This is a genomic window from Streptomyces sp. NPDC050704, assembly GCF_040654355.1.
GTDB lineage: Bacteria > Actinomycetota > Actinomycetes > Streptomycetales > Streptomycetaceae > Streptomyces.
This window is the reverse complement of the sequence record NZ_JBFAHW010000009.1, coordinates 78,727-99,995: the sequence shown is the minus strand read 5'-3', so window position 1 is coordinate 99,995 and position 21,269 is coordinate 78,727. Positions and strand designations below refer to the sequence as shown.

Genomic DNA, 21,269 nt, shown 5'->3' with positions numbered 1-21,269 from the left:
CGGGCCGGAGACGGGCCGGACGACCGAACCTGCAGCGAGCGATGCCTTCGACCTCCTCGACCCCGTCCTCGGGCACCACATCGTCAACACCCTCGGTTGGCACGCCCTGCGCCCTCTGCAGGAAGAGGCCGTCACCACACTGCTCGGCGGTGACGACGCCGTCCTCCTCGCGCCCACGGCCGGCGGCAAGACCGAGGCTGCAATCTTCCCGATGCTGACCCAGATGAACCGGCGCGGTTGGAAGGGCACCAGCGTGCTGTACGTGTGCCCGCTCAAAGCCCTCCTCAACAACCTTCAGCCCCGGCTGGAGGCCTACGCCGGCTGGCTGGGCCGCACCGTCGGCCTCTGGCACGGGGACATCACCACGTCCCGCCGCCGAAAGCTGCTGGTGCAACGCCCCGACATCCTTCTCACCACCCCCGAGTCTCTGGAGTCCATGCTGGTCAGCAGTCATGTCGACCACCGCTCCTTCTTCAGCGGACTACATGCCGTGGTGGTCGACGAGGTCCACGCCTTCGCGGGCGACGACCGGGGCTGGCACCTGCTGGCCGTCCTTGAACGCCTGAGCCGTGTCGCCGACCGCCCCCTTCAGCGGGTCGGGCTGTCCGCGACCATCGGCAACCCCGTCGAACTGCTCGGCTGGCTCCAGGGCTCCGGGCAAGGGCGGCGCCCCGGCCGGGTCGTCGCTCCCAGCACGAAGCCACTGTCCGCCGCGCCCGCAGCGCGTGACGAGGTGGATCCCACTCCGCCGGAGGGCGACATCGAGCTCGACTACGTCGGGTCCGTGGCGAACGCCGCCATCGTCATCTCGGCCCTGCACCGCGGCGAGAAGCGCCTGGTCTTCTGCGAGAGCCGCCGCGCCGTGGAGGAGCTGGGTGAACAGCTGCGCCTGCGTGGCGTCACGACATTCCTGTCCCACGCCTCGCTCTCCGTGGACGAGCGGCGACGAGCCGAGGCGGCGTTCGCCGAAGCCCGTGACTGCGTGATCGTCTCGACCAGCACCCTGGAACTCGGCATCGACGTCGGCGACCTGGACCGGGTCATCCAACTGGACGCACCACGAACTGTCGCCTCGTTCCTCCAGCGGCTCGGCCGGACCGGGCGCCGCACCGGCACCACCCGCAACTGCCTCTTTCTCACCCTTGACGACGACGGTCTGCTCGCTGCGACCGCGCTCTTGCTGCAGTGGTCCCGTGGATGGGTGGAACCCGTTACCGCCCCTCCCGAGCCCCGCCATCTCGTCGCCCAGCAGCTGCTGGCCCTGTGCCTGCAGGAGCATCGGGTCGGCGAGAACCTGTGGCAGGAATGGTGGGGCGGCGTCGGCCCCTTCGGCCCCAGCGCGGCCCCCATCGTCCGCCACCTCGTCGAACAGGGATACCTGGACCAGGATGGCGGCCTGCTGTTCATCGGCCCACAGGCAGAACACCGCTACGGGCACCGCCACTTCATGAATCTGACGGCTGTCTTCACCGCGCCGCCGGAGTTCACCGTCATGAACGGCCGTACGGAGATCGGCCGGACCGATCCCGACCTGCTCACCGAAGAAGTTCAGGGCCCGCGCAGGCTGCTGCTCGCAGGGCGCAGCTGGCTAGTCACCCATATCGACTGGAGCCGCCGACGCTGCTATGTCACTCCGGTCGACGAGGGCGGACGCGCCCGGTGGAATGGCTTCGGTGCCGAGCGTGTCCTGTCCTTCGACCTCACCCGAGCCGCGCGCGACGTCCTCCTCGGCCAAGACCCGCCCGTCCGCCTGACCCAGCGGGCCCGGACCCGGCTTGCGGAGGTCCGGGACGCACACGTGGAAACCGTTCATCCGGGAGGTACGGTCATCACCCGCCGCCTCGACGGCGACGTCCGCTGGTGGACCTGGGCCGGTCACCGCGCCAATGCCACCCTGGCCGCCACGCTCTCCTCAGCCGCCTCACCGCACCGCCGGGCCAACGCCCACTGGATCAGGCTGCGGGATGACCTCACCGCGGAGGACTGGGCAAGCGCCGTGGCGGACGCGAAGGACGGACTGAGCCTGCCCGAAGTCGATGGGCACGCCCTACGAGGCCTCAAGTTCAGCGAAGCCCTCCCGCCTAGGCTGGCAGAGGCCACTCTTGCCGCCCGCACCGCGGACGAGGAAGGCGCTCGCCTCACACTCGCCGAGCCCGTACGGTTCACCACTCTTTTGCACGAGAGCTGATGACAGAGAGACACGCCGCACCCGCGGATGCCAGCCAGCGTGTGCAGGCAGAGCAACAGTCGTCGCCATGAGCATCTCGGCCGTGTTCTTCCGATTGTTGCCACCGGTCTGACACGTAAATAGGGCCTGGCCTGGGTGGGTTTGGGCAGGGCTTGGTGCCCGGTGGGCGCGGTGGCCGCCGGGTGTGCGGGGCTGTCTGTGACGGCCGACGGGAAGGGACTGGTCGGGCATGCCGGATCGGTACTGCTGCGGAAGCTGGCGGACCGAATCGGTCTGGCACGAGGGCTCGCCGGGGTGCTGCCGACGAGCACGGCGGCCGGGTTGCCGGACCGGGCCGCCATGCTCGTTCAGCTGGCGGTCACGATTGCGCTCGGGGCCCGGAGCCTGCTGGAGGCCGAGCAGCTCCAACTGCATCATCAGGGCTTGTTCGGGCCGGCCGTCTCGGACTCGACCACGCACCGGGTGCTGGCCGGGCTCCACGGACAGACCCTGACGCGGATCGCGAAGGTGCGCCGGCGAGTACCCCGCCACGTGTGGAAGCTGCTGCGCCTGCGGCCCGGCGGCTTCCCGTGGCTCACGGTGGCCGGACGCACCCTGACGGGCTGGATCGTCGTGGACCTGGATGCCACGGTCATCACGAGCGCGTCCAGGAAGGAAGGAGCCGCGGGCACGTTCAAGGGTACGTTCGGGTTCCATCCGCTGGGCGGCTGGTGCGCGAACACCGGCGAGAGTCTCGCGATGGAACTGCGCCCGGGCAACGCGGGAGCAAACACGTCGAGGACCACCTGCGGGTGCTGGCCGCCTGCCTGGAGCAGATCCCCCACTCCTCGCAGTCCAAGCTGCTGATCCGTGTCGACGGCGCGGGGGCCACCCACGGCCTGCTTCAGTACCTCGAAGCGTTGAACGCCACGCGGCGCACGGCCCGTTACACGGTCGGCTGGAAGATCACCGAGGAGGACGAGGCCGCGATCGCCCGGATTCCCGAGAAGGCGTCGGAGACCGCGCTGGCACAGGGCGGCGCACTCCACGAGGGGTACCAGATCGCCGAGTTGACCGCTCTGAAACACTCGCGAGGGCTGGCCGGAGGGGATGCGGCTGATCGTCCGCCGCGTCAAGCCGTCACAGCGGCAGCTGAAGAAACTGACCGACTTCGAGAAGAAGACCGGCTGGCGCTACTCGGTCACCGTGACCAACATCCGCCACATGCGGGGCATCACCGGCTCCTACCAGATCCAGTTCCTCGACGCCCTGCACCGCGACCACGCCGAGGTCGAGGACTGCATCCGCACCGCCAAGGCCATGGGCCTGCACAACCCCTGCCCTTCAAGTCCTGGCAGATCAACACAGGCTGGATGCTCGCCGCGAACCTCGCGGCCGACCTCGACGCCTGGCTCCGTCTGCTGACCCTGCACGACAGCAAGGACCTCGCCGGCGCCGAGCCGGACACCATGCGTTGTCGCTTCTACCACCTGCCCGCCCACTTCGCGAAGCACGCCCGCCGCCGCTACCTGCGCATCGAGCGGACCTGGCCCTGGGCATCGACGTTCACCACCAGCTGGAGACGGCTCATCCAGCTTTCGGCCACAACCTGACGACCGGGCCCCGCCCGACGAGGACCAGAAAGGAGGAGAACCCGCAGTCTCCGGGCCTGTGGAACCCGGCGCAGCCGCGGCGTCACGCGACGACCTGCCCTCAACCGACTGGGGACATTACGGGCGAACCGTCGGACCGATCAGTGACCAAAGCCCACTGACGAATCGAGGCTAACCTCCTTGTCATACCCGATCATGAAACAGGGTCACAGAATTCTCGCCTGCATATTCGATTTACAACCCACACGCGTACCACAATCACCATAGCGCAGGCGAAAATTCTCGAAATACGCCGAAAAGGGGATGCGAGTCGGGTTGGACAGACATAATCTGGCGCCTCTGCCAAACGGATGGACCGCCCTGCACCACAGCGGAGGGTATAGACCGGATGATCCGCATGCTAGCTGCTCTAGTTGCGACTGCCGACGTCGTTGGATTTCTTCTCTGTATCGGCGTCGCCATCGACGTGATCAGGCAACATCCCTACGAGTGGATACAAACCGGGTCCACCCAGGGGTTCCGAATCTTTTTGATCTTTGCACCACCGCTTGCGATCCTATTAGGTCCAATCTACCTCGTGCCAGGAATTTTCTATCTACGAAAGGTGCGGCCGCGATTGGTGCATAATGCACATATCGCAGCCGGTCAGGGTTGGCCAACCGTACCCAGAAAGCCGATTCTGGGGCTCAACTGGGCCTGGTGCGAACTCCGGACCCCGCAAAGAGTGAAGACTGTCCTATCTGCGGGAGGCGCATTTTCTCTCGATATATTCATGTCCCAGATACCCCAGCCCCAGGATAGCCCTCCGCAATGGCTTATCTATGCCATGCTCGCGTTCCTGTGGCCGCTCTTTTTCTTCACAGCCTATCTGATACTCGGCGCAATGCAGATATTCCTAAACCTCAAAATGAATGTCCCATTCCCCAAATTCAACGATTCATCTTCCTCGATCCGGATGCAGGTTTTAGTTCAAAAGGAGTACAGTCGTCGAGTCAATGAATTCCACAAGAATCACCCACCTCAGACGCGCTGGGACCAGCAGCCATGACGAACGGCCCATGACGGGGCCATGGCCACTGAGGGCGTACAGATCTTTAGAGCGTGGCTTTTGAGCTGACCCGAGTTTCATAGAGTCCGGGAATGTTGGTTCAGAACGGTGCGGACCCGAGGAACCCGCAGCGCCCGGCCGGTGCACAGGCAGGCGACGAGCTCACGTTTCAGCGCTCTGCGGCAACGCGAATATCCAATTGGCGCGCTTGCGCGCACCGTGTGGCTCAATGAGAAAGTTTCGTAACCGGTCTAGTTCAATCCTGGTGCCCACGGCAATACATTTCACGCAGTGTTTCTTAGCCGAGGGGATTCTCACCCCTCGGCTACTCGGCGGGAAACTTCAGAGGCAATAGGATCCCCAACCCCTGGACACGTCTCAACCACGCCTGAACGGCAGAGTCCGCGGAGAGCCCGGCACTCGGAGACGGGCACGCCGGGTTCGGCGAGCGGCACAGAGGAACGAACCGGTGGCGATACTGGCACCGCGCTCCGTGCCGACTCAACAGGCAGCCCCCACCACGGGGACCAACTGCGTCCTCTGAGATTCCACAGACCCCGCGAGGTCCACTTCATGTCGGCGTGAGCGCTTGGCTGACTACCCGCCACCCTGCGGAGGAAATGGCCGGGACGTTCTAGGTCTCCGCTCGGGCTGCCGCCTCCACCTCGGATCGCCTCGCTCGCGCCATGGTGTCGTGGAACGCCGTGAGCAAACGAAGAGCCTCGAGACGCTGCTCCTGCGCTTCCTGCGGAAATCCCTGCCGCGTCAGTGCCACGGCGAGACGGGCCAGGGAAAGTGCCAGGGACCAGCGGTCGTCCCTGCTGCGGAACGCCGAGCACGCCTGCCGGTGGAATGCGACGGCTTCCTCGACGCGCCCGAGCAGGAGATACGCCTCGCCGGTCGCGTCCCATGCGGCGGCTTGAAGATCGGGACGGCCGATGCGCTGGAACAGGGCGGCGGCCTGTTGGAGGTGGGCTAGAGCTTCGGTGGCCTCTTCCTGTGCCAGGGAGTTGCGGCCCAGTTCGAGGAGAGCGAGGGATTCGAACAGCTTGCCGTCGGCCTCTCCCGCGATGGCCAGTGCCTGCTCGGCCGTCTCGTTCGCCGGTGTAAACCGTCCCGCTCGTCGGTGAACGGCCGAGAGTAGGGTCAGAGCTTCGGCCTGTTCCAGCGGTTCTTTCGCGTCGGCCAGAATGGCGGCCGAGCTGCTCAGTAATTCCTCCGCCCGGTCGAGTTCGTCGCATTCGAGGAGCGCCCATCCGAGATTGCGAGTGAAGGCGCCGGTGTAGAGGACATTGTCGAGTTCGTTCGCCTGCTCCAGAGCCTGCTCGAAACAGGTGGTGGCGTCCTCGACGCGGTGCGCGAACATATGGGTCACGCCCAGGCCATTGGCAGCCCGAGCAATCCCGAACACGTCCCCGAGTTCCTGAAGGATATTTAGCGCGGCACTGAAGTATTCCTCGGCCTCGGCCAGTCGGAAAAGATGCCGGTAGGCGATGCCGAGGTTGTCGAGGGTGATCGCTTCCCCATACCGGTCACCTGCCCGAAGAGCCGATTCGAGGGCCATTCGCTGGGCAGGCAGCCAGGTATCGGCCGGCTCCCGGTCCGCGATGACCATCGTCAGGACGGCGGGGATCTGCCAGGCGACCCGGTCCAGCCCGACGGCACCGGCGATACGGACCGCGGTGATCAGATTGTCACGCTCGGTCTCGTACCAGGCGATCCCGGCCTTTCCGTCGTCTCCGTCGTCGAAGGACATCGGCCTGACGTGACCGTCCACCGGTTCCAGGGTCAGCGGCATCGTGTACGAGCATGAGCCCGCCAGGGCGGCAGCGGCAGCCGAGTGCAAGTACCAGCCGAGGACCCGTTCCAGCGCGGCACGCCGGTCCCCTGGTGATTCCTCGCGCTGGGTCTGATCGACGGCGTAGGCGCGCAGCAGGTCGTGGAACTGGTAGCGGTCGTGACCGCACTCCTCCAACAGATGCGCGGCAGCCAGGCTGTCGAGGTGCCGTCGGGCGCGGACCGTGGTGGTGGCTGCGAGAGCCGCGGCGGCCTCCACCCTGAATTCAGGTCCCGGATGCAGTCCCAGCAACCGGAACATCCGGGCGCTTTGCGGGGTGAGCGTGCGGTACGACCACGCGAACACCGTGCGCACCGCGTCCGCTTCCTCTGCCTCTCCCTCTCCGGTCACCGACAGGGCGTCCCACAGTCCGGACTCGTCGCGTAGATCGGCGATCAAGTCGCGCAGGGGCATGCGCGGCCGTGCCGCAGCGCGTTCGGCCACGATTCGGAGGGCCAGCGGCAGCCGAGCACACAATCGCGCCAATTCGGCCAGCTCTTCCTGGTCGTCGCCGGTGCGGTACCCAGCGAAGACGGTGCGCAGCAACTGCACGGATTCGGCTTGAGACAGCGTTTCCACACCCACTCGATGTGCTCCTTCCCGCACCACCAAACCCGACATGCGGGTACGACTCGTGATTGCCACCAGACAGCTGGAGGAGCCGGGCAGGAGTGGTCGGATCTCGCTGGCGGTGGCGGCGTTGTCCAGGACGATGAGCACGCGGCGGCCAGCCGTCACCGACCGGAACAGTTCCGCGCGTGGCTCCTCACCAGTGGGTATGTGCTCCAGCGGCACGTCCAGCGCACGCAGGAAACGCCCCAGGACATCCGTGACGATCACTGGCGGGCCCGGGTCGTAGCCGCGCAGGTTGACGTACAGCTGCCCATCAGGAAAGTGCTCCTTGATCTGGTGCGCCCAGCGGATGGCGAGCGATGTCTTGCCCACTCCGGCCGTGCCGACGACAACGGCAATGCGCAATACTCCTGAATTCTGCTGGGTTCCGGGTGGTGGAAGCTCCAGTAGGGCGTGCAGGGACCGCAGTTCATCAATCCGGTTGACGAAGCCGCCCACATTGCCGGGCAGTTGGGCCGGGCGGGGAGCCGACGTGAGTGCCGCGCTGTGAAAATGCACGCCGCCCCGGACCTCACCGGCCTGGACCACGTTGCCTGCCTTGCCTGCGAGGTCGTTGTGGGTGCCGGTGCGAGGCCCGGATCCCGGCTCTCCATCCTGACCGATCCGTCTCTCCCTCACATCCCCTCCACTCCTCTCCCATCTCCTTCCGGTCGCCCGCACAGCGTCGCCAAGCGGAGTTACCCGTGAACCGGTACATCGAACCTGGTGCCTCACCGGAGGCGATCACTCCGTGGCTTGTTCCCTCCATCTTGATTGGGAGATATGGGATGCGTGCCCCCCAGGGGAGCCTCGGCCAGCTAAGATAGTTTTCGTTGTGCCCATTGCGCATGCTTGCAACATTATGGAGTTGTTCGCGGCATCGAAGGGTGAGGGACGGTCATGAGGATTACCTTCGTCGGTGGCTCCACGGGTCAGGGCGGTTCGCCGCGCTTGTACCGGGACGAGGAAAGTGGCGATTTCATCGTGCAAGGCTACTTGATCGGAGATCCGACTGATCTGGGGCAGATGAAAATACCGGACGGGGAAACGGTCGTCCGAGTGCCCGCCTCGCTGTTCTCCTACTTGCCGAAAGATGAAGGATGATGTGAGTGGAGTCTCTCGACACAGAAGGCTGGGCCCGGCTTTTCCATTCTTGCCGTGAATCGGCTTGGCATCTGGAAATGCGGGATCACTACGCCGTGACGGAGGAACGGGCGGACATCGAGAAGTGGCGGGCCGGTGAGTGGGGGCCCGAGGAGGACGCCGCGAGCAAGGCCAGCTGGCTCGACCTGATGCGGGCCACCGCAGCGCGGGGTGTAGAGCTTCGCCGGGCACGGATCGTCTCCGAACCGGTCACCGAGTACATCCGGTTCGAGCACGAGGGGACGCCGCAGAACATCGCAGCCGGTGAGGATGTGCGCTGGCTGCCTCGTACGCGCGCCTCAGGTCTGGCGTTGCCGGGCAACGACTGCTGGATCTTCGACAGCTCCACCGTGTTGTTCAACCACTTCACCGGGGACGGCGGCTGGGTCGGCAACGAGCTGAGCAGCGATCCCCAAGTGGCGGAGGTGTGTGTCAAGGCTTTCGAATCGGTCTGGAAGCTGGGCATTCCGCACAGTGAGTACACCTTGATTTGACGGTCTTGATGGTGATCGGCGGGATGCCTCCCGCCGATCCACTCTATGAGGAACAGCTGGATGTCGACTCCTCTCCGAATCGGTGTGATCTCTTCCGGGCCCGCCGAGTTCTCCACGATTCATGCGGCATGCACCGACGCCGGTCATCTTCCGGTCGTGTATTTCTACGGCCGTTCCCTTCGATCCGGTGGCCCGATTCTCGGCGACGCCGGTGAAACAACGGCGGCCATTCTCGACGCGGTTCCTCCGGGGATGGATCTGATGCTCCCCGGGGGCATCAGAGGCCTCGGCCTCATGCTGAAGAGTTACCGGCCCGACCTTCTGGTCGTTTTTGGGTTCGCCTGGAAGCTGCCACCTTCCGTATTGGCGATTCCGAGATTAGGAGCGCTCAATATTCATGTCTCGATGCTGCCGAAGTATCGCGGTCCGGCGCCGCTGCTGTGGGCGATCCGCAATGGTGACCCGACCGGCGGTGTCAGCGTGCACCGAATGGACGACGACTTCGACACCGGGAATGTTCTCGCCCAGCAGGATGGAATTCCCCTCGCCGACGACATCGACTGGGCGACCTACTGCACCGAGGCCATGCCCGTTGTTCGCGATTTGCTTCACACCTCGCTGGACCGGGTGGCGGCTGGCCATGCCGGCGAGCCACAGAACGACTCGGCGGCCAGCTACGCGGGGTTCATGGAAGCGGAGTTCTCCGTCATCCGCTGGTCGGACAGCGCCCGTACGATCCACGACCAGGTCAGGACGCATCGCTTCATGCGATCGCCCGACCGCCCCCTTGCCCAGGTGGGCGACACCTGGCTTCATGTGAAACGCACCAGCCTTGAACCAACCGACGGACTCCTCGTCTCATGCGGCGACGGCAAACCACTGTGGATCACGGAGTCCGAAAGGAATACAGGGGAGGGTGTCCGTGGACCCCATCGCACCTGAACTCCTCATGGCCCTAGCCGGAGGTACGGCGGGTGCCGCCGGTCAGCAGATCTGGGCGTCGCTGCGGGATCTGGTCCGGCGTCGGCCGACGGTCGGAGAGCCGCGCGGCGAGGGCGAGTTGGCGTCTCTCACCGAGGCTGCCGACAGTCCGACGCGGGCCAGGGAACTGACCGACGTGCTCGCGTTGCGCGCCCAGCAAGACCCCGCCTTCGCCCAGGCGCTCGACACCTGGCGTCGGGAGGCGGAGGCCCTCGATGGCACGTCGACCGGGGCGGGCGACGTGCACAACGAGATCTCCGGGGGCACGATCCAGGGGGCGGTGGTCCAGGCGCGGGACATCAACGGGCCCTTGCACTTCGGTAGTTAGCTACGCGGGCCGTGGTGCGACCACGCAGTTATCCCTGGATATTCAGCGGAATTGGGTGACCTGACGCCCCGATAGCAGAATAGTGCCGCTGAACTGCAAGGATGCGAGTGTCTACGTCGTATCCGCTGCAAGAATCAGGGCACCAATCTGGTGAGCAAGAGTACAGGGTGGGACCGTCGGCTGCCCGTGGTGGCTGACGGGAAGAGGGGTCTTCAAAGTTGAGCGGTTCGGAGATGTCCGCGGGCTCGGCGGGTGGTGACACAGCGTGTGCGTAGTCGTTGGTTCGTGGCGTTGCGGAACCCGAAGGCGGCGCGGGCGACGAGTTTGATCACGCGGTTGATGCCCTCGCTTTTGGCGTTGCTGTGTCCGGTGTCGATGAACGCGGCGATGAACGCGGCGATCTCGTTCCACCAGCGGTCCACGGTGGCGGTGAGGGTACGCACTTCGGGGATGTCGGCGTCCGCGCACCAGGTGAGGAACTTGTAGCGGGCCTGGCCGATGCGGTGGCGGTCGGCGCCGGTGCGGGCCAGGGCAAGGAGGGTGCGCAGGCTTTCCTTGGCGATCCAGGCAGTCAGCAGCGTCTGGCCGATCTTCCCCTCGTCCAGCAGCGGGTTCCACATGGTCGCGAACTGCTCGTCGGTGAGGTCCTCACGGTTGCGCAGCAGGCGCCTGCGAGCCTTCCATTCCGGGTCGGTGGCGCGTCCGCGTCGCCCGCGGATTTCGGCGGTGGTGCGGCGCCGCACCAGGGACAGCACCTTGTTCGCGAGCTGCACGAAGTGGAAGTGGTCGACCACAACGGTGGCGTGGGGCAGGCCGGTGCGCAGGGCGGCACGGTAGGTGGACGACATGTCGATGGTGACGTGCCGGATGTTCTTGCGCCAGGTCAGGGGTGTGGTGGCGAGCCAGGCCAGCACGTCAGCGACGGTGCGGCCCTCGACCTGGCCGAGCAGGCCACCGACGCCGTGTGCGTCGACGAACCCGGTGTGCCACCGGTCCCTGGTCAGCTGCCACTTGCCGCTGTCGGGATTCTGTTCCCAGCGGGGCCGTCCGCGCCGGGTCTCGTCGATGCCCAGCACCTCGACCTCCGGCAGCGGTGCTTCGACGACCTGCCGGGCGGCGGCCTTGAAGGCGTCCATCACGGTCGGCCAGGACAGGTGCAGATCGCGGGCGGCCTGGACGATTATTGAGCCGGCATCCCGTATCCGGCGCCCGGCCGCACTGCGCAGCCTCCCGGTCAGCCGCTTGCCGGCCGGGATCTGCGGGATCTGCTCGGGAACGACATGCGAGGGCAAGCCGGCTCGCGGGCACCACTAGCGCCGCTTGTGCCACACGAACTCCAGCCCGCGCTCGCCGCAAGGGAGATCCCGGGGCCGGGTGGTCGCGGAGCCTTTCATCCGGGACGAGAAGACCCCGCAGACCGGGCAGGCCCGGGCCGAGGCATCCGCCGTGGCCAGGTGGACCCGGCGCCCACCGCACTGAAGCCGCTCGACCCGTATGACGGACACCCCGTCGAGGTCGAGCAGCAACGTCGTATCGTTGACCAAGCCCGTGGCTCCCAGAGGATGATTCTGTGTAGAGAACAGAAATGATCACCCAGGACCACGGGTGTCCTGCATCCAGGGCCGACAACCACCCCACCTATCACGGACCGTGACGTTCAGTCAGCACACACCCGAAGCGCACCGCTCAACTTTGAAGACCCGGGAAGAAACTGATCGAGCATGCCGGTGCGGTGCTGCTGCGCCGGTGCGCGGACCGCACAGGGCTCACCGGGGCACTGGCGAAGGAGTTACCGTCCAGCACAGCGGTCGGCTGGCGGGAACGGGCGGGCGGGCGTGCTGGTGCACCTGGCCGTCGCGATCGCGCTCGGGGCGGTGAACCTGTCGGAGGCCGAACAACTCCAGCTTCATCACCGGCCGTTGTTCGGGCCGTCGGCATCGGACTCCACCGTTCGCCGCACCCTGGGCGCGCTCGACGAGACAGTCCTGGCGAAGATTGCGAAGGCACGAGCCCGGGTGCGCCGACATGTGTGGAGTCTGCTGCATCTGCGGCCGGGCGGCTTCCCCTGGCTGGTCGTGGCGGGCAAGCGGCTGACCGGCTGGATCGTCATCGACATCGACGCCACCATCATCACGTCCGCGTCCAAGAAGGTGGGGGCAGCGGTCACCTTCAAAAAGACGTTCGGGTTTCATCCGCTGGCCGTGTGGTGCGCGAACACCACCGAGTCCCTGGCCATGTGCCTGCGTTCGGGGAATGCCGGAGCGAACACGGTGGCCGACCACATCACGGTGCTCACCGACGCCCTCGCCCAGATCCCCGGCTCCTCGGCCGCGAAGATCCTCATCCGGGTGGCCGGAGCCACCCACGGGCTACTGGAACACCTCGAAGCGCTGAACACCACGCGGCGCACGGTCCGCTACACAGTCGGCTGGACAATCACCAAAGACGACGAGAAGGCCATCGCAAAGCTACCCAAAAGCGCCTGGGAGACCTCCCTGCACCAGGACGGCAGCCTCCAAGAGGGCTACTTCGTCGCCGAGTTGACCGGGCTGAACACCCGTGAGGGCTGGCCGGAGGGCATGCGGCTGATCGTGCGCCGCGTCAGGCCCACTCGCCGGCACCCGAAGAAACTGACCGCCTTCGAGAAGAAGACTGGCTGGCGCTACTGCATCACCGCCACCAACATCCGTCACATGTGGGGCATCACCGGCTCGGGCCACAGCCAGTTCCTGGACGTACTGCACCGCTCGCACGCCGGAGTCGAGGACCGGGTCCGCACCAACAAGGCGACGGGACTGGACAACTTGCCCTCCGCATTCTGGGAAGTGAACCACGGCTGGATGCTCACCGCGAACCTCGCCAGTGATCTCGACGCCTGGGTGCGGCTGCTGGCCCTGCACGACGTCGAGGGCCTGGCCAACGCCGAGCCCAAGACCATGCGCTTCCGCCTCTACCACCTGCCCGCCCGCCTCGCCGACCACGCCCGCCGCCGATGGCTGCGCATCGACGCGACCTGGCCCTGGGCCCAAGCGTTCACCACCTTCTGGCAGCGGCTCACCGCCCTCCCTGCTGTCACCTGACAGCCGGGCACTGCCGCGACAAGGACCAGGAAGGAGAAGACCGGCAGCACTCCGGGCCTGTGGAACCCGGCACACCCGCGGCGTCACGCGACGGCCCACCTCGAACAGCCCGAGGACATTGCGGGCGAACTGCCGAGCAGGTCAACCACCGAACCCTGCTGACGAATCGAGGTTAATAGCGTTGTTTTTTCGGCGAGAACTACTGGGAACCCGGCAAGGCTCCGCAAGCCTGCAGAGGCGAAAGAGCCCGGCGCGGAACGGAGCACTCCTGGCAAACGCCACTGGGCCTGGACCAGCAGGCTCTTTTTCTCCACCCGAATTCATCGATCTTGTGTCGCACCCGCAGGCAACTCCCCTACGCTTGCGCCTTGTTGATGTTGCTCATGATGCGGGAGAGAACCATGGCGCAGGAATCAGGCACGCATACCTCTGTGCTGGACACCCTGGCCCTGGTGCACGAGCAGAAGACGGCACAGTTCAACGCCAACTGCGCGATGCGAGCCGAACTCGCCGATGGCGAGGTGCGCTTCGCCCGCCTGGAGGGCCTCTACGTATCTCTTCTGGAATCGCTGCCAGATCTGGGTGTCTCGCCGGAGCAGTCCGAGCAGGAGCCTGCTCCTGACGACACCGAACCCACGCCGGACCCAGACGCCGAACCTCAGCCGCCGGACGCATCAGAAGAGGCACCCCAAGACGGTCCGTCCCTGCCGGACCTGGTCCTGGATTTGCTGGCCACTTCCGACAAACCGCTGCGCGCGGGGGAGGTCGCAGAGGCCGTGCTGAAGCTGCACGCCCAGGGACTCACCCACCACCTGGGGCGCTCGAAGCGACCGTCGGAGGACGCCCGATCAGCACTGAACCGGCTGGTCACGAAGGGGCTGGCCGTCAGGGTCGACCGCGGCGCCTACGAGATCGCCCGCACGGCCACGGAATCGGAGGCCGCCTAACGAGCATGTCGTCCCTGATCACTTGAGTCAGGGGATGGTGCCGCCGGGGGGCAACCCGGCGGCACCGCACGCGCCCCTGATCATGGTTCACGTACTCCCGAGGGTAGTAGAGATCGTCTCCCCTCGGGGGCGCGTGGCCGATTTCCCCGTGCCCTCCCACAGAGGGATGGGCGGAAAGAAGGCTTACGTGTCACTAATTGACTCCCGCGACGGCCGAAGCCCGGCTCGTCGCCCCCGGCCACAGCGGCACCCCGAGACCATCCTCCAGACGGCTCACGGTGACGACATCGGGCCAGCTGTCTCCCCGCAGCAGGTTCGTGATGACCTGCCGGTTGATTCCGCTGCGCAGCCCCAGTTGCCGCAGGCTCAGGTCCTGCCGCTCCATCTCGCGCTCCAGGGCACGCGCGATGGCCTGGACGACCTGGGCCTGCAGCTGTCCGGGCAGCGGCGCGTGGGGCCACAGGTCCGGATCTGGGGCAAGGTCCCTCGGGGCGGTACTGCGGTGCGTGCCACCGGGCATCGGGATGCGTTCCTCCAAGTCGACGTGCACTATGTCCAGAAAGGCGGCTATTTGATTAGCCGGTATTCGTGGCATGCCGTGCTGGAGACCGAGATGAGCCATGCGATCCTGCGGTACCGACCCAAAGACGCGCCGCCCGAGTGGGAGGCGGTCGCCGACGGCGTGCGGATGCTTGTCGCGACGGTCGCCGACCACGTCCCGTACCCGCTGACCACGGTCCTGCGGGTGGTGGCCATGCTCGCCGTGAACGCCGAGCAGGCGGGCGTACCGCGTGACCCAGCCGTGTGGCTGGAGCAGTCGACCATCACCCGCTACGTGCTGACCGACACTGGGCTGAAGGGCGGCTCCAGCCAGACGTACGCGGCACTGCTGAGCCGCGTCCGCGAAGCCCTGGTATGGGTGGAGCGTGGCGAGCCGGCACGGCCCCACCTGCGAGCGGACCGCTCGGGCGCCGAGCCCTACAGCACCAGCGACCTCACCCGTCTGGATGTCTGGTCCAGCAATCTCCCGCCCACCCCGACCGGCCGGGGCAACGCCCGTGCCATGCTCGCGCTCGGTGCCGGCTGTGGCCTGGTCCCGTCGGAGATGCTTGCAGTCCGCGGGACCGACGTCCACGTTCTGCCGAGCGACGCGGTCGTCGTCCGCGTACCTGGCACGAACCGCCTGGTCGTCTGCCGTTCGCTTTGGGAGCAAGCGCTGGCAGAACTCGCCCGCAGAGCCGGCAACCGCTACCTCTACGCCCCGGACCGCCAGGTCGAGCGGCCCAAGAACGCGATCAGCAACTGGGTCGCCAGGAACAAGCCCGGCGACCGCAAAGTCCCCGTTCCGGACATGCGACGCCTGCGTGCGACCTGGATCGTGTCCCTGCTGCGCGACCACGTCCCCACAGACCTGATCGCCAAGGCAGCCGGCCTGAAGTCCGCCGCGGCCCTCGCCCCGTACCTGGCGTGGGTACCGGAAATCTCCGACGACGCTGCCGTCCGCCTGCTGCGGGGTTGGGCATGACCCACAAGCGTGCAGCGCGCAGGCCGATGCCATCACCGCACCCCTCCAAGATCAACGATCGCCACGTCCGGCAGATCATCGGCCTGGTCCGGGCCAGCGGAGTCCTCGACGAACTCGCGCCATTGGAAGCCTCCAGGCCCGGACCACGCGGCCTGCCCGCCGAAACCGTCCTGGTCGGCCTGCTCCTGGCCGCCAGGGAGAAACGGAGCACGAACATCGACGACGCCTGGGAGTGCATGCAGTTCGGCCTGCGCAAGCCATGGTTGAAATACTTCGGACTCAAGAGGGTCGACGCCACAGACATCGACGCCACGCGCGCCTCCGCGAAACGCTTCTACGATGCCTGGTCCCGCATCACTACCCTGCTGGACCCTGCACGGCACGACCGGCGCACCCGCATGCTCCCGCACGAAACAGAGCCGTACCATCGGGCCTGGACACACCCCAAGGGCCAGGACGTCACCCCCGTGCTCTCCCGGATCGCCAACCGCCTCGTCCTCACCCCCGTCCGCATCGCCATCGCCCGCGGCCTCATGAACGGTTGGAACGGTGATCTGTCGGTGGACGCCACCGCCGTGGCCACCTGGGCCCGGAAGCCCACCGAAAGGCACGCCTCGCTCGAAGTGAGCGCCGGCTGGCACGTCTCCGGCGGTGGAGACCAGACGTTCGGCTACAGCGCCACCCTGCTGGTGGCGGGGCACTCCGACCCCGAACTCGCCGGCCGCTACCCCCAGTTGTGCATGGGCATGGCCGTCCACGCCCCCAGCAAGGAAATCGGTCAGCAAGCCGTCCGGCTGCTGGAGATCGTCCAACACCTCTGGCCCGTCAAGGGCTTCATCGCCGGAGACCTCGCCTACTCCGATGCCAAGGTCGAGAACTTCCACGACCCCGTACGCGCCCTCGGCTACCGCCTGGTCTTGGACTACAAGACCACCATGGTCAAGAAGGACAAGAACGCCGTCGAGGGCACCATCGCCATCGCCGGTGAACTGCTCTGTCCCCACACTCCACAGCGGATCATCAACGGCTACCACAAGATGTCCGCGGCCAAGGGAAGCACCGAAAGAGAAGAACTGCTGCCCCGCATGCTCGACGCGGATCCCTACGTCCTGCCCCTCAAACAGTCCGCCGACGAACGCGGCCTGGAACGCCGGCAGTGCCCCGCCGCCGGCACCAACCCCCGCGTCAGCTGCCCCTGGGCCCAGGAGCGCGACACCACGGCCGCTCGCAACCGATGCCATCGGGGCCAACCTCAGCGTCCCACCCGGACCTCGCACACCGTCGACCTGGACAACCCGCGCGCCCGACGCGCGCACCCCGGAGCCCGCCCGACCGTACGCCCGCCGGACGATCCGGCACACCGGCGCCCCGCCATCTGCCAGCAGTCCACGATCACCGTGCCGACCGACATCATGTCCAAGCTCCGCCAAGACCTGCCCTGGGGCCGGGCAGCCTGGCAACGCACGTTCCGCAGCCTCCGCAGTCACGTCGAGGGCCTCAACGGCCGCGCCAAGAACGTCGAGACGTTCCTGCACTCCCGCGAACGACGCCAAAGCCGCGGCCGCGTCGCCCAGACCCTCCTGGCCGCCGTTCAGCTCATGGTCGAGAACCTGAGGAGCATCGAGTCCTTCCTCCGCACACGGCACCTCTGGAAGCCAGAGCGCTACACGATCGGCACCATCCCCGAGACACCTGACCCGTACAGGGCGACGACCCCACCGAACGAGAGCGACGTCACCATACCGCCGTCCGAAACTCCGAGAACGTAGAAGGCGGATCGGGGCGAACGAAGCCACACCACCGCGCCGTGGGACCACCAGCACTCCGGTCCCGCGGCCGCTTCGGCATGCCCGCGCACCCATCGCACGCTCCACTCGACGCATCCACGGCGCCGCCCGGGGCTTCCCGAAGCGGCATCCGTGCCGAACCAAGCCTCAAAACCAAGAAATCCCGCCCAACTCTGTGAGCTGGACGGGATCTCGTGATCCGTTCACGAGCTAACTCGTGAACGGCTTGCGGTGGACCTGTGGGGATTTGAACCCCAGACCCCCTCGATGCGAACGAGGTGCGCTACCAGACTGCGCCACAGGCCCTTGCCACGAGTGAAACTCTAGCATCCCCCTCCGGGTGCTTGGAAATCCGTTCCCGGCGGCTGTCCCGCTGGTCAGGGTGGGGCATCCGACGGGGTGTCGCGGGGGCTACCGCGGGCGCCCCGGAAGGCTCCTGGGGTTCCGTCACTCGTTGGCGGCGCGCGGCCGGTCGCCGTCCTCGTACTGGTCGAAGAGGGGCGTGCGGCCGCGCTCGCGGGCGCGGCGGGCCGAGGCCGCGCGCCGGGCGTCCGCGGCGTCGTCCGAGGTGTCGTCCGCGTCGGGATCGCCCGACTCGTCGTCCGGCGCCGGAGCCGTCGCCTCGGCCGCCAGGTGTTCGGCGGCCGGCTCGACCGTGCTGGAACGGGCCGAGCTCCACGCGTCGGGCGCGCCCAGGTCGACGTCGGACGTGGCGCGCGGGGCGACCGGTGCGGTCACGTACGTCGGCAGCGGCACCGGCACGGGGTCCCAGCTGTCGCCGCGCGCGGGACCGCGGTGCCGCTCGCGCTGCTGGTCGACCCACTCGGCGTGGTCGGTCTGCTCGACGAGGGCGCGGCGGTCGGCGGCGAGGGCGGACAGGCCGGGATCGGTGTTCGCCCCGGGTCCGTCCTCCGATTCGTCCGCGGTGCCCGGTTCGGCGGGTGGCCGCCGCCTCGACTGCCGCTCCCGCAGCCGCTGCGCCGCGGCCTCGGCCCGCCGACGGTCCATCACGTACGTGAACCTCCGGCGCTCCTGGGAGCGCAGATACGCGATGTAGACGCTCAGCATCACGGCCGGCACCCCGGGCGCCCACAGGAACGCGAGCCCGCCGACGGCCGCCACGATCGCGCCGAGCGTGAAGGCGAGGAAGAGGACAACCGTCGTACGCCGTCGGCGCGCGAGCACCTTCGAGCGCCGGGCGCGCGCCGCCGCCTCCGCCGCGGCGGCCCGCCGTGCGGGGGACTGTGCGGACTGCGCGGACGACCCGTTCGACGACCGCTTGCCGCCCTGCTTGGGCACCGGCCTGCCGCCTGCCGCCCGGCCCGCCTTCGGCGCCGGCTTGCCCGCGGCCCGGGAGCCCGGCTTCGGCACCGCCCTGGATGCCTGCTTCGTCGCGGGCTGCGCCTGCGCCTGCGCGTCGGCCCGCGCGCCACCGCGTACGTCACGTGCGTCCCGCGCATCGCGCCCGTCCCGCGCGCCGTCGCGAACATCCCGCGCGCCGCCCCGGACGTCAGGTGCGTCACGGACGTCCTCGACGTCGGCCCGCACCTCGCGCCGCGTCGGAGGCATGGCGAAGGCCCGGACGTCCACCGAGTCGGTGACGCCGCCCGGGTCGGCGTGCTGCTCCCCCTCTTCGGCGGAGCGCGCCCGCAGGTCCTTGGCGTATCGGCGCTCCATACCCGCCCTTCCGGACAGAAGCCGGATGGCGGTGCTGAAGCGTTCCGTCGGACGGGCCTCATTCAGCTCGTCCTGCCTACGGAGCCACATTGGCACCAAGTAGGCGGCCCAGGCCCCGACGATGACTGCGTAGATGAGGCCGCTGCTGCTCACGCCTCACACGGTAGAGGGGTTTGCGTGAGGCCATCTGCCAATTGAGTCGGTGTGTCGCACGATCTGGCTGATATTTCGAGCTTTTTTTGTGACCGATGCGATCAACAGGTCACCGGGAGCGCGAAATTAATGCCCGAGGACGGTCGATCACCGATCATTTTCGAACACTTATTTCATTTACGCGATGTTACGCGGTGTTCCATGGCCTGTCCCGCGGTGAGTTTTCGGACGTGTTCCGCGAACTTGTCCGTCGCCAGCGGGCCAGCAGACCTTCGGGCACCTCTTCGGCCGTGAGCGCGAAGACGAGATGGTCACGCCAGGCTCCGTCGATGTGAAGATACCGTGGACGAAGGCCTTCCTCGCGGAATCCGAGTTTCTCCACGACCCGTCGGCTTGGCCCGTTCTCGGGGCGAATGCAGACCTCGATGCGGTGCAGTCCGACCCCGCGGAAACAGTGGTCGGACACGAGCGCGACGGCCGTCGGCATCACTCCGCGACCGGCCACCGCCTCGTCCACCCAGTACCCGACATGACCCGAACACATCGAGCCCCAGGTAATCCCGGCGACCGTCAGCTGCCCGACGAGCCGCCCCTGGTATTCGATGACGAACGGCAGCATCCGGCCCGCGTTGGCCTCGGCGCGCAGGTGCCGGACCATCTGGCGGTACGTCGGCCGGTGGGCGATCGGTCCACTGGGCGTGGGCGGCGGAATGGTCGCCTCCCAGGGGCGCAGCCAGTCCCGGTTGCGCCGGTTGACCTCGCGCCAGGCGCGCTGGTCGCGCATCCTTATGGGCCGGAGGACGACGTCACCGTCCACCAGCTCGACCGGCCAGGATGGGCTGTTCAGCTCGCACCCCCACTGCCGCTGGGTCTGGAGTGGTCGCCGCCGCGGATCTGGTCGACGGCGTGGAGCAGCAGAGGCTCCAGGACGGCGAGACCGTCCCGGACGCCGCCGGTGGAACCCGGCAGGTTGACGATCAGTGTCCGTTCCGCGACTCCGGCGAGCCCGCGGGACAGCGCCGCCGTCGGCACCTTCTCCCTTCCGAACGCCCTGATGGCCTCCGGAATGCCCGGCACCGCGTAGTCGATGACGCGTCCGGTGGCCTCGGGTGTGCGGTCGGTGGGTGAGATCCCCGTTCCACCGGTGGTCACGATGACGTCGTACCCGGCCTGGACGCCCACCCGCAGGACGTTTTCGACCGGGTCCCCGTCGGACACCACCCACGGTCCGTCGACGGCGAAGCCGAACCGTGCGAGCCCCTCCGCGATCAAGGGGCCCCCCTTGTCCTCGTACACCCCCGCCGCCGCGCGGTTCGAGGCCGTCACCACGAGCGCGCTGTACGGAGCGGTCGGCGCACCGCCGACCGGCGGCTCGACAGGGGCCGTCATGGCCGGCTCCAGTCGCCCGACTTGCCGCCCGTCTTCTCCTCGACCCGTACGTCCGTGATGACCGCCCCCTTGTCGACCGCCTTGACCATGTCGATCACGGTGAGAGCCGCCACGCTGACCGCGGTGAGGGCCTCCATCTCGACACCCGTACGGTCGGTGGTCTTCACCGTGGCCAGGATCTCGACGGCGTCGTCCGCGACCGACAGATCAAGCTTGACACCCGACACCGACAACGGGTGGCAGAGCGGGATCAGATCCGGCGTCCGCTTGGCGCCCATGATGCCCGCGATGCGCGCGGTGGCGAGGGCGTCGCCCTTCGGTACCCCCTCGCCGCGCAGCAGCTCGATCACGCGGGGCGAGACCAGGACGCGGCCGCTGGCCCGTGCGGTGCGGGCGGTCACGTCCTTCTCGGACACGTCGACCATGCGGGCAGCGCCCACCTCGTCGATGTGGGTCAGTCGGTCCTGCGTACTCATCGCTGGGGCGCT

Annotated in this window: 21 protein-coding genes and 1 tRNA gene; 13 read left to right on the top strand and 9 right to left on the bottom strand. The window is 67.4% G+C overall.

Going from position 1 to position 21,269, the window contains the following annotated elements; all coding sequences use genetic code 11:
• Nucleotides 1-79 precede the first annotated feature (79 nt).
• The 5 genes from AB0I18_RS07260 (at nt 80) to AB0I18_RS07240 (ending at nt 4,828) form a co-directional block, all read left to right on the top strand.
• Nucleotides 80-2,188 (top strand): DEAD/DEAH box helicase, encoded by a 2,109-nt coding sequence (locus AB0I18_RS07260; RefSeq protein WP_363104428.1) that lies wholly within the window; start codon nt 80-82, stop codon nt 2,186-2,188.
• Nucleotides 2,189-2,386: 198 nt separating this feature from the next.
• The gene (locus tag AB0I18_RS07255; protein ID WP_363104387.1) at nt 2,387-3,034 is read left to right on the top strand and encodes a transposase; all 648 of its coding nucleotides are present in this window, start codon (nt 2,387-2,389) and stop codon (nt 3,032-3,034) included.
• A gap of 243 nt (nt 3,035-3,277) precedes the next feature.
• Nucleotides 3,278-3,592, top strand: coding sequence for a hypothetical protein (locus AB0I18_RS07250; protein ID WP_363104386.1), 315 nt, complete (start codon nt 3,278-3,280; stop codon nt 3,590-3,592).
• Nucleotides 3,541-3,780: a hypothetical protein gene (locus tag AB0I18_RS07245; protein WP_363104385.1), complete on the top strand. Its 240-nt coding sequence runs from the start codon at nt 3,541-3,543 to the stop codon at nt 3,778-3,780. Before AB0I18_RS07250 ends, AB0I18_RS07245 begins: the two co-directional genes overlap by 52 nt.
• Before the next feature lie 388 nt (nt 3,781-4,168).
• Nucleotides 4,169-4,828, top strand: a complete 660-nt coding sequence (locus AB0I18_RS07240) for a hypothetical protein (RefSeq protein WP_363104384.1) — start codon at nt 4,169-4,171, stop codon at nt 4,826-4,828.
• Between the two features lie 634 nt (nt 4,829-5,462).
• Here the strand turns inward: AB0I18_RS07240 and AB0I18_RS07235 are convergent.
• Nucleotides 5,463-7,826: a tetratricopeptide repeat protein gene (locus tag AB0I18_RS07235; RefSeq protein WP_363104383.1), complete on the bottom strand. Its 2,364-nt coding sequence runs from the start codon at nt 7,824-7,826 to the stop codon at nt 5,463-5,465.
• Between the two features lie 351 nt (nt 7,827-8,177).
• On the opposite strand from AB0I18_RS07235, the gene AB0I18_RS07230 reads away from it, so the two are divergent.
• Genes AB0I18_RS07230 through AB0I18_RS07215 form a run of 4 tightly spaced genes read left to right on the top strand, consistent with a single transcriptional unit; the run spans nt 8,178 to nt 10,223 of the window.
• Complete coding sequence (locus AB0I18_RS07230) at nt 8,178-8,381, top strand: hypothetical protein (protein WP_363104382.1); 204 nt, start codon at nt 8,178-8,180, stop codon at nt 8,379-8,381.
• Between the two features lie 5 nt (nt 8,382-8,386).
• The gene (locus AB0I18_RS07225) at nt 8,387-8,914 is read left to right on the top strand and encodes a DUF6879 family protein (RefSeq protein ID WP_363104381.1); all 528 of its coding nucleotides are present in this window, start codon (nt 8,387-8,389) and stop codon (nt 8,912-8,914) included.
• 60 nt (nt 8,915-8,974) lie between these two features.
• Nucleotides 8,975-9,856 carry a formyltransferase family protein gene (locus AB0I18_RS07220; RefSeq protein ID WP_363104380.1) on the top strand — a complete coding sequence of 294 codons (882 nt, stop codon included), beginning with the start codon at nt 8,975-8,977 and terminating at the stop codon, nt 9,854-9,856.
• Complete coding sequence (locus tag AB0I18_RS07215; protein ID WP_363104379.1) at nt 9,837-10,223, top strand: hypothetical protein; 387 nt, start codon at nt 9,837-9,839, stop codon at nt 10,221-10,223. The genes AB0I18_RS07220 and AB0I18_RS07215 overlap by 20 nt, the downstream gene beginning before the upstream one ends.
• A 212-nt stretch (nt 10,224-10,435) precedes the next feature.
• On the opposite strand, the gene AB0I18_RS07210 is transcribed toward AB0I18_RS07215, so the two are convergent.
• Nucleotides 10,436-11,515, bottom strand: a complete 1,080-nt coding sequence (locus AB0I18_RS07210; RefSeq protein ID WP_363104378.1) for an ISL3 family transposase — start codon at nt 11,513-11,515, stop codon at nt 10,436-10,438.
• A gap of 18 nt (nt 11,516-11,533) precedes the next feature.
• Nucleotides 11,534-11,767, bottom strand: a complete 234-nt coding sequence (locus tag AB0I18_RS07205; RefSeq protein ID WP_363104377.1) for a transposase family protein — start codon at nt 11,765-11,767, stop codon at nt 11,534-11,536.
• 291 nt (nt 11,768-12,058) lie between these two features.
• On the opposite strand from AB0I18_RS07205, the gene AB0I18_RS07200 reads away from it, so the two are divergent.
• The gene (locus AB0I18_RS07200) at nt 12,059-13,303 is read left to right on the top strand and encodes an IS1380 family transposase (RefSeq protein WP_363104376.1); all 1,245 of its coding nucleotides are present in this window, start codon (nt 12,059-12,061) and stop codon (nt 13,301-13,303) included.
• A gap of 401 nt (nt 13,304-13,704) precedes the next feature.
• Nucleotides 13,705-14,250, top strand: a complete 546-nt coding sequence (locus AB0I18_RS07195; protein ID WP_363104375.1) for a hypothetical protein — start codon at nt 13,705-13,707, stop codon at nt 14,248-14,250.
• Between the two features lie 193 nt (nt 14,251-14,443).
• Here the strand turns inward: AB0I18_RS07195 and AB0I18_RS07190 are convergent, their stop codons facing one another.
• A complete protein-coding gene (locus tag AB0I18_RS07190) occupies nt 14,444-14,872 on the bottom strand; it encodes a helix-turn-helix transcriptional regulator (protein WP_363104374.1) in 429 nt (142 codons plus the stop codon).
• Between AB0I18_RS07190 and AB0I18_RS07185 the strand changes: the two genes are divergently transcribed.
• On the top strand, nt 14,864-15,775 hold the full coding sequence (locus AB0I18_RS07185; RefSeq protein ID WP_363104373.1) for a hypothetical protein: 912 nt from the start codon (nt 14,864-14,866) through the stop codon (nt 15,773-15,775). The genes AB0I18_RS07190 and AB0I18_RS07185 overlap by 9 nt on opposite strands.
• Entirely contained in the window at nt 15,772-17,544 is a 1,773-nt protein-coding gene (locus AB0I18_RS07180) for a hypothetical protein (RefSeq protein ID WP_363104372.1), read from the top strand. Before AB0I18_RS07185 ends, AB0I18_RS07180 begins: the two co-directional genes overlap by 4 nt.
• Nucleotides 17,545-17,794: 250 nt before the next feature.
• Here the strand turns inward: AB0I18_RS07180 and AB0I18_RS07175 are convergent.
• From AB0I18_RS07175 to moaC, 5 genes are all read right to left on the bottom strand, one after another.
• Nucleotides 17,795-17,868: transfer RNA gene (locus tag AB0I18_RS07175), tRNA-Ala, on the bottom strand.
• Between the two features lie 141 nt (nt 17,869-18,009).
• Nucleotides 18,010-19,392 carry a gephyrin-like molybdotransferase receptor GlpR gene (glpR, locus tag AB0I18_RS07170; RefSeq protein WP_363104371.1) on the bottom strand — a complete coding sequence of 461 codons (1,383 nt, stop codon included), beginning with the start codon at nt 19,390-19,392 and terminating at the stop codon, nt 18,010-18,012.
• A 187-nt stretch (nt 19,393-19,579) separates the two neighbouring features.
• Nucleotides 19,580-20,209, bottom strand: a complete 630-nt coding sequence (locus AB0I18_RS07165) for a GNAT family protein (protein WP_363104370.1) — start codon at nt 20,207-20,209, stop codon at nt 19,580-19,582.
• Between the two features lie 26 nt (nt 20,210-20,235).
• On the bottom strand, nt 20,236-20,781 hold the full coding sequence (locus AB0I18_RS07160) for a MogA/MoaB family molybdenum cofactor biosynthesis protein (protein ID WP_363104369.1): 546 nt from the start codon (nt 20,779-20,781) through the stop codon (nt 20,236-20,238).
• Nucleotides 20,778-21,257: a cyclic pyranopterin monophosphate synthase MoaC gene (moaC, locus tag AB0I18_RS07155; protein ID WP_363104368.1), complete on the bottom strand. Its 480-nt coding sequence runs from the start codon at nt 21,255-21,257 to the stop codon at nt 20,778-20,780. The genes AB0I18_RS07160 and moaC overlap by 4 nt, the downstream gene beginning before the upstream one ends.
• Nucleotides 21,258-21,269 lie beyond the last annotated feature (12 nt).